Origin of the sequence: Nostoc sp. NZL, assembly GCF_015714705.1 — a bacterium.
GTDB classification, from domain to species: domain Bacteria; phylum Cyanobacteriota; class Cyanobacteriia; order Cyanobacteriales; family Nostocaceae; genus Nostoc; species Nostoc foliaceum_A.
The window spans coordinates 50662-60970 of record NZ_WBKL01000172.1; the positions used below are offsets into that span (position 1 = coordinate 50662).

Genomic DNA, 10309 nt, shown 5'->3' on the forward strand with positions numbered 1-10309 from the left:
TTCATGAATAACCTAATTCAAGTTGATGTAATTACTCTGACAAAAAATTCTTCCAATTGTATACTTAAAACTTTAAATAGTGTTAGTATGCAAGATTATAAATATATAAATCACATTATTATTGATGGACATTCAACAGACGAAACAGTTTCCCTTATCAATCGATATAATCATAAAAAAATAATAACTATATTTCAGCAAAATGGTACTGGAATTGCTAATGCTTTTAACGCAGGATTAACGAAATCATCAGGTAATTTATTGATTTTTTTAAATTCTGGAGATACTTTAGTTAATGAAGCAGTAATTACTAAAATTGTAGATTCTTATGTAAAACAAAAGTGGCTTTGGGCATTTGGAGAAACTATTTCTATGAGCCGGAAGCAATACTTAAAACGACATATCAAACAGTATATTCTTTGGGATCAAAACTTATTTTTATCTCGTAATCCTATCTGTCATCAGTCTACTATTTTTTCTCAAAAGCTTATCCAGAAAGTCGGCTTATATGATGAGCAGCTAAATTTAGAAATGGATTATGATTTTAATATTAGAGCCTCCTTGATTGCTCAACCACACCTGCTATATTTTCCAATTTCTTACTATGACACTACAGGCGTATCTTCTATAAAAGTCTTTAAACATTATAGAATACACAGAAAGTTACGTAAAAAATACTTTCCGCTATCTCCTATTAATAGCTTGAAAACTGATAGTCTGTGCTTTTTAAAAGCATGTATGCGCTTTCTGATGATCCCGATTAAAATATTCTTGTAACTTAAATTGTTATTTCTCCAAAATAAATTCAATATCATAGCTAAATGTAATATGTTAGTTGAACCCAAAGTCAAGACTTTTCCTTCTGTAACTGTAGCCATACCAACCTATAACGAGGGAAATTATATAGAAAACCTGGTTTTAGGGTTTTTAAGAACAAGTTATCCCAACTTAATCGAGATATTTGTGGCTGATGGTGGCAGCAATGATGGCACTCAAGAAATAGTCAAAAAACTATCAGATAAAGACGTACGAGTTAAATTAATACACAATCCTCAAAAAATCCAATCGGCTGGTCTTAATTTGATTTTCTCTGAATCTGTAGGTGATATTTTTATTAGAATTGATGCTCATTCCGATTATGCACCTGACTACATTGAAAGATGTGTAGAGGCTTTGCTAGAATCAAAAGCTAGCAATGTTGGTGGAGCGCAGCGTTTTGTTGCACAAACTTCCTTCCAAGCTGGTGTTTCCCTTGCATCCAAAAGTTTTCTTGGTAATGGTGGAGCTAAATATAGAAATCCCAACTATACAGGTTATGCGGATACAGTTTATTTAGGGTGTTTCTGGAAAAAGAGTTTACTAGAAATACAAGCCTATAATTTAAAAGCAAGTTCTAATGAAGATGCTGAATTAAACTTAAGATTAAAAAAAGTATTTGACACAACACAAATTACTAATCAAGATGCTGAATTAAATCAAAGATTAATTGCTCAAAATAAACAAGCAATATATATTGACTCCAAAATTCGTGCTTGGTACTACCCTCGAAAAAGCTGGAAGTCTTTGTTTATTCAATATTTTAAATATGGTAGAGGTCGCTATTTAACAAGTACAAAACACCAAATCAAATCGCAGTTGAGGGGTTTGCTACCTTTTGTATTTATATCTACTGTCATCTTACTGCTGATTGTTGATTTACTATTTCCTAAGCTAGGTCTGCCTATAGAAATATTAATTACAATAGGTTTATTTTTGCCTTTTTTAGAGAGTTTAAGAGTTAATTTGATATACTGGAAAAGCTTTCCTTCCGAAATTTGGCGAGGTAATGAAGATAAAATTCCATCATTTTTTAGTTGTTGGTTTTTTTGTGGTACCACTTTATTAAGTATGCCGATTGCTCACTTTTCTGGATATGCATATCAATTATTTCGGCAGAAAATTATGAGAGTAAAAACTTGGTAAATTAATATATTATATATTTATCGATTAATTAATATGCAAAATAAGTAAGCGTAGCATAAGTTGGCACAATAAAACCAAACTATGGGAAGAAAGCTAAACAGAACTAAAACACCTTTTTCCCATACCTTATCTCAACTATAATTATTTTTATCAAATCATGTTTTACATTCCCATTTGATATAACCCAACTTCGTAAGCTTTTAAAAGAGTACTAAAACCTCCCTCAGCAATTAGTTTTGTAATAGGCTTTTGATTAAAAGTAACTATTTTGCTAGCTAATTTTTGAGGAAGTTTTACAGTGAAATTGCTCTGAGTATTATTGTGATTAACAACTATCATCACAAAATTTTTAGTATTAGGAATAGAGAATAATTTAACTTCTATGTTTGAGTGATTTACTTGTACTGGATTATTTGAATCTTCCCCTCTAACGATTGCAGGAATGTAATCTCGAAATTCCTGAATAGTAGGATACAAAACTGACTCATTCCAGAAATGTGAAGAACGGTAGTGCGTCCAAAATAGCAGTCCGTCAGCCCCTGTAAGGACTGATAAATAAAACATATAGCGAAATTCTGCCTTTGTTGGTAGTCGTTTTTTGAACTGATTACTGCTATAAGCCTGTAGTACGTTCCAAAATTTTTTATTTTTAACATCAGCTAGAGAAATGACTTTATAGATTGCCTTGCGGTAAGATAATACCCATTCAAATTCTGGAACTCCCTCCTCGCAAGGATAACGATCCCACATCAGTATATCCATTGCATCGGCGTAAGATTCGATTTTTTTTATGCCAGCAAAAACTAAAGCAACTGGCTTAGTTTTATCTTCTTTTTTAATAGCTTTGTATACCTTTTTTAATAAATCTGGAGAGAGTGGTGTAGGTTTTTTCATCTCTGGTTCATCATAAAGATACCAACCATAAACGGAAGGATGGTTTTTATAAGTACGAATAAAATTTTTTACTCCTAATATATTTTCTGATTCAACTAGGGGACGATAAATCTCTAATAAAACTTTTACTCCTGCTTTCTTAGAGGTATCCAGAAATGCTTGAATTTTTCTCTTGTCTGCTTCTCCTACATAAGGTATTAATAGATCAATTCCTTTAGAAGATACTTGAGTTGAAACATCAATATTGTAAATGTGGTCATACCAGCCTAAGAAAAAGGGTAAATTTCTTTTCCGATGAACTGTTAAATATTTGGTAGTATTGAAACTCAAAAGAATGCTGCTAGTACTAGCTACTATGAAACTAGGAATCAAGGCTATAAATTTACGTCGCGTTATGATCATCAAATATCAAGTTTCAGAAAAATTTAGGAACAAAGCTAGAGACATTGCGCCAAAGCATTTTGATGCTTTGGCGTTGGAGATTCAGCAAAAAGTCGATCTTCTGCTTCTGGTGATAGTTTCTCTACGCGCAGCGTATCGTAGAGAGCGCTTGGGGCGTTACCAAGTGTCATTTGTGGCATGAAAATCCCCTATCGCGCGTGCTGGCTCACTAGTCCCACAGAATTTATGGCTTTATTCTGGCGACTAACGCCTTTGTTCATAAAATCAAAAAAAATGGAAAAGTCCTGTCAGCAAAAACCACCTTGAGCCAACAGAGGGGATTAATATTTTATATATGGGATGGTGAGCAAGATTGCAGCAATTGTGAGTTTAACCAATGGGGTAGAGATTTGAACTGGCAATCATCAATTCAAAGCTCTGAGGTTAATCAAATGTCACATTCATGGGTTTGGCAGTATTTGGTTTTATTGATTGTATCTTGTAAATTTCTCAAGGGAATTATCTGAAAATTAGTTCCATCTTGAACCGCCGCAGTGATGTAGGCAAACTTTTTTCCACGATAAAATTGGTCGCGACCAATTTTTGTAACATACTGGGACTGCTTGAAGTCATTGGCAATGTTTAAATTGTAAATATTTTCTAGTAGTTTGACTCCTTTGGCATTTTTTGTGCTGAATTTGATGCTTGAGTCACGACTAACGGTTATTCCTTCTTTAGTCACTGTCCCATTTTGAGAAGTGACATCAGCATAAAAGTATAAATTTCCCTTTGTACCATCGTAGCCGTGGGCTTCGCTGTTGTATCTCAAAGTTGGTAGTTGCGATCGTGTTTTTGCCCACTTAACAACGGTGCTAATGTTTTGATCTGGAAGCGCATTTGCAGGAGTGATAGCTAAAATAACTGCGATCGCAGACAGAGTAGCATTGAATAAATAGTTAAATTTATAACTTTTGTACATCGTATTTTCCGGTTAAAGAATGTTGATAGCAAACGCTTAACCCATCACAAGTTAAGAATTATTTCCAGGGTGACGTTATTTATTGATACCCATTTGCTAGTAGCAAAAACAACTTAACATTGACTAATGACTACTGTCCACTGAGATTGCTAAAGGCAATTTGGTTTCAACTAAAATTTTGTATAAGTTGTAATAATCGTAGAGTGGACACTGCCACAAACATCACAATAAGGGTTTTCGGCATCAGTAGACCATGCTTACCCTATTACTTAGTTACAAAACTTAGATTTTGTCTCAGCCAAACAAGAGTATGTACTTTTAAGACTGGATGTATCTAAGCTACAGGTTCTACACACTTCTTAATAAACCAGCCTTGAGAACGCAAAACGTTCTAATCTAAAAGCTAACTGGGTTAATTTACTGGCAGTTTTGCAGGCAGTACTCTCAAGCTCATAAAGCACAGACGCACCGATGTGTCAAGCCTCAAAGCGACCCAGACTTAACACATAAATGATTATGATGGGAGTTTTACAAATCCGATGAGTGTTAAGGCAAGTGGTGGAAGCTCAGTTGCGCGTCCGCAACTATATCAAACCCTAGCTGTAGCGACAATTACCCAAGCCGAGCAGCAAGACCGCTTTTTGGGAAGTGGTGAGTTAAATGAACTCGCAAGCTATTTTGCATCTGGTGCAAAGCGTCTAGAAATTTCCCAGACGCTGACGGATAATGCCGAGATTATTGTATCTCGCGCTGCCAACCGGATTTTTGTCGGTGGTTCGCCAATGGCTTTTTTAGAAAAGCCCAGAGAAGCAGAACTAGTAACTGCTGGTGGTGGTGCTAATGTTCAACAAGGGATGCAACTGGGAACTGTAACCTACGTTGAAAGTCGTGGTGGGTTCCTAGAAAATTTACGCTCAATATTTAACTCATCCCCCAGTGGTCCGACACCTCCAGGTTTCAGACCAATTAACATTGCTCGATATGGCCCAAGCAACATGGCCAAGAGCTTGCGGGATTTATCCTGGTTCTTGCGCTACGCTACTTATGCGATCGTTGCTGGCGACCCCAACATCATAGCGGTGAATACACGGGGTCTGCGGGAAATAATTGAAAATGCCTGCTCTGGTGAAGCAACGCTGGTAGCTTTGCAAGAAATCAAAGCCGGGTCGCTTTCCTTTTTCCGCAAGGATGCTGAGGCTACAGAAATTGTGTCTCAGTACATGGATGTTTTGCTAACAGAATTCAAAGCAGCCACACCTTCAAATAAAGTCCGCCAACGCCCCTCTAGCGACCAGCAAGGGTTGCAACTGCCGCAAATTTACTTTAATGCGGCAGAACGGCGTCCCAAGTTTGTGATGAAAACTGGGTTGTCAAGTAGCGAAAAAAATGAGGTAATCAAGGCTGCATATCGGCAAATTTTTGAGCGCGACATTACCCGTGCTTATAGCTTGTCCATATCTGACCTAGAATCCAAAGTGAAAAATGGCGACATCTCCGTGAAAGAGTTTGTCCGTCGTCTAGCTAAATCTCCCCTTTACCAAAAACAGTTTTACCAGCCTTTTATTAACAGCCGAGTCATTGAACTGGCTTTCCGTCACATTCTAGGACGAGGCCCAAGTAGCCGTGAAGAAGTACAAAAATACTTCTCAATTATTTCTAACGGTGGTCTGCCAGCCTTAGTAGATGCCTTAGTAGATTCTGCTGAATACGGCGACTATTTTGGCGAAGAAACAGTACCCTACCTGCGGGGTCTGGGACAAGAAGCACAAGAATGTCGCAACTGGGGGCCGCAGCAAGACCTGTTTAACTACAGTGCGCCTTTCCGCAAGATACCTCAGTTTATTACCACATTTGCTGCTTACGAACAACCACTACCAGACCAACATCCCTATGGTTCTGGTAATGACCCCTTGGAAATTCAGTTTGGGGCGATTTTCCCGAAAGAAACTCGCAACCCTAGCACCCGTCCGGCTCCTTTTGGCAAGGATACCAAGCGCATCCTGATTCACCAAGGGGCAGGGATTAATAACCAAAATAGTAATCCCAAAGCGCGGGGTGAAGTTCCTGGTACCCTTGGACCCAAGGTGTTCAAGTTAGACCAGCTACCTGGTACTGTTGGTAGAAAGGCTGCCAAAGGTTCTAGCGTCAGATACTCCGAAAGCTCCACGCAAGCATTGATTAAAGCTGCTTACCTGCAAGTTTTCGGTCGCGATCTCTACGAAGGTCAGCGCCCGAAGGTATTGGAAATCAAGCTGGAAAACGGCGACATCTCTGTGCGGGAGTTTATCCGTGCTTTGGCTAAGTCGGATGTATTCCGCAATCTGTACTGGTCATCGCTCTATGTTTGTAAAGCGATCGAGTATATTCACCGCCGCTTGTTGGGTCGTCCGACCTATGGTCGTCAAGAAATCAACAAGTACTTTGACATTGCTGCGAAGCAAGGCTTTTACGCGGTGGTTGATGCCATTATTAACAGCGTAGAATACACCGAAGCATTTGGTGAAGATACAATTCCTTATGAACGGTATTTGACTCCTGGTGGTGTATCAGGGCGACAATTGCGCGTTGGTACCATTCGTGAAGATGTTGCGGCGAAAGTTCACAAGGAAGTAACACCAAGTTTTGTGACATTGGGTACAGTCACAGAAAAACGGTCAGAACCAGATATTCAGTTCCGCATTAACCAAGGTGTCAGCAAGCAACGCGAACAAACCAAAATCTTTAAGCTGGTGGCTAATACCAGTGACAAAGTTGCAGTGCAAACTTTGATTAGTGCTGCATATCGTCAGATTTTTGAGCGCGATATTGCTCCCTACATCGCCAAAAACGAATTTACGGCGTGGGAAAGCAAGCTAGGGAATGGCGAAATCAGTGTGAAGGAGTTTATTGAAGGTTTGGGTTACTCTAACCTCTACCTGAAAGAATTCTACACACCCTACCCCAACACCAAGGTGATTGAGTTAGGAACCAAACACTTCTTGGGACGTGCGCCACTAGACCAAGCAGAAATCCGCAAGTATAACCAGATTTTGGCTACTCAAGGTATTCGTGCTTTTATCGGTGCATTGGTAGATAGTGTGGAATATAACCAGGTCTTTGGTGAAGATACGGTGCCTTACCGTCGCTTCCCAACCCTACCTGCGGCAAACTTCCCGAATACAGAGAAGCTGTACAACCAGCTTACCAAGCAAAATGATGACGTAGTTGTGCCTAGCTTTAAGCCAGTGCAACCGCGTGTAGGAGTTAGTAACGATACGCCGCTTTTGGCGCAGGCGATCGCAAATTCAGCGCAAACAAATGGTATAAACCAGAGCAAGCCCTCCTTTGCTGAACTGGGTCGTTCCTACAACGACGTTACCGGACAAACTGTGGAATTGGGTGTGCGTAAACATGCACGCATTTACCGTCTAACGGAAAGCACCAACCAAGCCGAAATACAACAGGCAATCAACGCCATTTACCGCCAAGTGTTGGATGTATTTAGCGGTGAAGTACCTGATAATTTCCGCCGTCCTGACCTAGAGAGCAAACTCCAGAATGGTGAAATTTCCGTGCGGGAGTTTGTGCGTGAACTAGCCAGTTCCCAAATTTATCGCCAGCGCTTCTTGTCACCTTATCCTCATGCCAAGGTCATTGAGTTCCTCTTCCGTCACCTGTTGGGGCGTACACCCGCAGATCAGGAAGAAATTCGCCAGTATCACAAGCTGCTAGCTGATAGTGGTTTGTCGACTGCTGTAGAAGCAATAGTCGAAAGCCCAGAATATAGCCGCTACTTCGGTGAAGATGTTGTGCCTTACAACCGCTTCCCATCTCTGCCAGTAGGTAACTAACTCGGCAGTGTTCAGGCGACTGAAGAGAAATTAGGGATTAGGGAATAGGGAATAAATTATTTCCTGTCCCCTGTCCCCTTCGTAACCTTTCGTAATACCGCTCTCAGATTGCAGCTAAAACAGGTAATTCTGAAAAGGAATATTACAAAGTGTTAAGAGCAGTCATAAATGCTCAACAGAATGCCGGAAAATGTTTTGCGGAAGGTAACTGAGTTTAAAAGCTTGCGTACTTGTGTGGACTCAAGAAAACTCGTAATTTATTAGCCGTAGCAGTTATGAAACTGTTGTGTCTAAAAGGACGAGAAGATAAACTCAGTGAACCAACTTTAAAGTCGCACCAGTTTAATCAAATCCTGGTTTCATTCGTATTGGAGGAATCCATTAATGAGTATTGTCACGAAAGCTATCGTGAATGCTGATGCAGAAGCCCGCTATCTCAGCCCTGGCGAGTTAGATCGGATCAAATCCTTCGTTGCAAGTGGTGAGCGCCGTGTGCGGATTGCTCAAATTTTGTCAGAAAATCGCGAACGGCTCGTTAAGCAAGCTGGCGATCAACTGTTCCAAAAGCGTCCTGATGTTGTGTCTCCTGGTGGTAACGCTTACGGTCAAGAATTGACTGCTACTTGTCTGCGTGACCTAGATTACTACCTCCGCCTCGTTACCTACGGTATCGTTGCTGGTGATGTTACCCCCATCGAAGAAATTGGTGTTATCGGTGCCCGTGAACTGTACAAGTCCTTGGGAACTCCTATCGATGGCGTCGCTGAAGGTATCCGTGGGCTGAAGAATGTAGCTGGTACATTGCTGTCTGGTGATGACGCTAGTGAAGCTGGTAGCTACTTCGACTACCTAGTTGGTGCTCTTCTAGGATAGGGTAAAGCTGTTTACTCACTGAAACAGAAGTATTGCAATACGGTTGGAAATAAGGAATTAACAACATGGCTCAAGACGCAATTACCGCTGTCATTAACTCCGCAGACGTTCAAGGTAAATACCTAGACTCTTCTGCTTTAGAGAAGCTAAAAGGCTACTTCGCCACTGGCGAACTGCGAGTACGTGCTGCTAGCACCATCAGCGCTAATGCTGCTGCGATCGTTAAAGAAGCTGTAGCAAAATCTTTGCTGTACTCTGACATCACCCGTCCCGGTGGTAACATGTACACCACCCGTCGCTATGCTGCTTGCATCCGTGATTTGGACTACTACCTCCGCTATGCCACCTACGCTATGTTAGCTGGCGATCCTTCCATTTTGGATGAGCGTGTATTAAATGGCTTGAAGGAAACCTACAACTCTTTAGGAGTTCCCGTTGGTGCTACTGTTCAAGCTATCCAAGCAATCAAGGAAGTAACCGCTAGCTTGGTTGGTTCTGATGCTGGTAAGGAAATGGGTGTTTACTTAGACTATATCTCTTCTGGCTTAAGCTAAGAACTAGTTTGCGCTTAAGAATTTAGGTGCGGCTTTATTAAGGTCTGGAAATCAACCGTGAGTGCTAGAACGTTATATTGCTTATCTTGGTAAATTATCAGCGATGAGTGTTGGTGGTCTAGTATTGATGTTTGATTTCCAGCCTTGGAATGATTAAAAGATTTGCACTCAAGATTTTGAGATAAAAAAAGTTTTCACAAAGTTTACAGGAGATTTTCAAAACATGGCCCGTTTTTTTAAAATTACTGCTCTAGTTCCTAGCCAAACCCGAATTCGTACCCAACGTGAACTGCAAAATACTTACTTCACTAAGTTAGTTCCCTATGAAAACTGGTTCCGCGAACAGCAACGCATTCAAAAAGCAGGCGGTAAAATCATCAAAGTAGAACTGGCAACTGGCAAGCAAGGTGCTAATGCTGGCTTGTCGTAATTCTGTAAATAGAACATTATTTTAGGGAATTGGTGAGAGGTCAGCAAAGACCTCTTTTTTGTTGATAATTGATACTACAAACAATCTGTTAATTAAGCATATAATTAGCTGCTACACAAACAAAGTATACCTGCGTGAACTTAATAAAATAACCTGCTTAGGCGGGTTTAGTCTATGTAGCAGCGATTGGGAGCATCCACTTTTGGCAGAAAGACTTAAATAGTTAACAAACCATTGAGATAAGCACAACGAATAGAGAGGATGTGATTAACACTATCAACATTCCACTGTGCGCCAGAAATTTTAATTCTCGCACCAATTTGTTTAATAGCAGATTCAACTGCTCCAGAACCAATAGAACAAAGTTGTTCAGCCTGGTAATAGGCATAGTTGACAATACGAGAGC

Annotated in this window: 8 protein-coding genes and 2 pseudogenes; 6 read left to right on the forward strand and 4 right to left on the reverse strand. The window is 40.1% G+C overall.

Features of this window, described 5'->3' with window-relative positions; all coding sequences use genetic code 11:
• Positions 1 to 3 precede the first annotated feature (3 nt).
• Both F8R90_RS25975 and F8R90_RS25980 read left to right on the forward strand, forming a co-directional pair.
• The gene (locus tag F8R90_RS25975) at positions 4 to 777 is read left to right on the forward strand and encodes a glycosyltransferase (RefSeq protein ID WP_196513069.1); all 774 of its coding nucleotides are present in this window, start codon (positions 4 to 6) and stop codon (positions 775 to 777) included.
• Between the two features lie 51 nt (positions 778 to 828).
• Entirely contained in the window at positions 829 to 1962 is a 1134-nt protein-coding gene (locus F8R90_RS25980) for a glycosyltransferase family 2 protein (protein WP_230966888.1), read from the forward strand.
• Positions 1963 to 2124: 162 nt separating this feature from the next.
• On the opposite strand, the gene F8R90_RS25985 is transcribed toward F8R90_RS25980, so the two are convergent.
• The 3 genes from F8R90_RS25985 to F8R90_RS25995 form a co-directional block, all read right to left on the reverse strand.
• Positions 2125 to 3186 carry a glycoside hydrolase family 2 TIM barrel-domain containing protein gene (locus F8R90_RS25985; RefSeq protein ID WP_196513070.1) on the reverse strand — a complete coding sequence of 354 codons (1062 nt, stop codon included), beginning with the start codon at positions 3184 to 3186 and terminating at the stop codon, positions 2125 to 2127.
• Positions 3187 to 3293: 107 nt separating this feature from the next.
• Positions 3294 to 3437, reverse strand: a complete 144-nt coding sequence (locus F8R90_RS25990; protein WP_196513071.1) for a hypothetical protein — start codon at positions 3435 to 3437, stop codon at positions 3294 to 3296.
• 248 nt (positions 3438 to 3685) lie between these two features.
• Positions 3686 to 4216 carry a hypothetical protein gene (locus tag F8R90_RS25995; RefSeq protein WP_196513072.1) on the reverse strand — a complete coding sequence of 177 codons (531 nt, stop codon included), beginning with the start codon at positions 4214 to 4216 and terminating at the stop codon, positions 3686 to 3688.
• 539 nt (positions 4217 to 4755) lie between these two features.
• On the opposite strand from F8R90_RS25995, the pseudogene F8R90_RS26000 reads away from it, so the two are divergent.
• The 4 genes and pseudogenes from F8R90_RS26000 to F8R90_RS26015 all read left to right on the forward strand — a co-directional run.
• Positions 4756 to 8043, forward strand: a pseudogene (locus F8R90_RS26000) (phycobilisome rod-core linker polypeptide); the annotation flags it as partial.
• 387 nt (positions 8044 to 8430) lie between these two features.
• Positions 8431 to 8919 carry an allophycocyanin subunit alpha gene (apcA, locus tag F8R90_RS26005; RefSeq protein ID WP_094341663.1) on the forward strand — a complete coding sequence of 163 codons (489 nt, stop codon included), beginning with the start codon at positions 8431 to 8433 and terminating at the stop codon, positions 8917 to 8919.
• Positions 8920 to 8984: 65 nt separating this feature from the next.
• Complete coding sequence (gene apcB / locus F8R90_RS26010; RefSeq protein ID WP_069068902.1) at positions 8985 to 9473, forward strand: allophycocyanin subunit beta; 489 nt, start codon at positions 8985 to 8987, stop codon at positions 9471 to 9473.
• Between the two features lie 223 nt (positions 9474 to 9696).
• Positions 9697 to 9903 (forward strand): phycobilisome linker polypeptide, encoded by a 207-nt coding sequence (locus tag F8R90_RS26015; protein ID WP_190894651.1) that lies wholly within the window; start codon positions 9697 to 9699, stop codon positions 9901 to 9903.
• Positions 9904 to 10118: 215 nt separating this feature from the next.
• Here F8R90_RS26015 and F8R90_RS26020 read toward each other — a convergent pair.
• Positions 10119 to 10309, reverse strand: a pseudogene (locus tag F8R90_RS26020) (ISKra4 family transposase); the annotation flags it as partial.

What these genes read in the sequence shown, in the direction of transcription:
- F8R90_RS26015 (WP_190894651.1), top strand. Translation starts at nt 9,697, where the DNA reads ATGGCCCGTTTTTTTAAAATTACTGCTCTAGTTCCTAGCCAAACCCGA.
- F8R90_RS25975 (WP_196513069.1), top strand. Translation starts at nt 4, where the DNA reads ATGAATAACCTAATTCAAGTTGATGTAATTACTCTGACAAAAAATTCT.
- apcA (WP_094341663.1), top strand. Translation starts at nt 8,431, where the DNA reads ATGAGTATTGTCACGAAAGCTATCGTGAATGCTGATGCAGAAGCCCGC.
- F8R90_RS25995 (WP_196513072.1), bottom strand. Translation starts at nt 4,216, where the DNA reads ATGTACAAAAGTTATAAATTTAACTATTTATTCAATGCTACTCTGTCT.
- apcB (WP_069068902.1), top strand. Translation starts at nt 8,985, where the DNA reads ATGGCTCAAGACGCAATTACCGCTGTCATTAACTCCGCAGACGTTCAA.
- F8R90_RS25990 (WP_196513071.1), bottom strand. Translation starts at nt 3,437, where the DNA reads ATGCCACAAATGACACTTGGTAACGCCCCAAGCGCTCTCTACGATACG.
- F8R90_RS25980 (WP_230966888.1), top strand. Translation starts at nt 829, where the DNA reads ATGTTAGTTGAACCCAAAGTCAAGACTTTTCCTTCTGTAACTGTAGCC.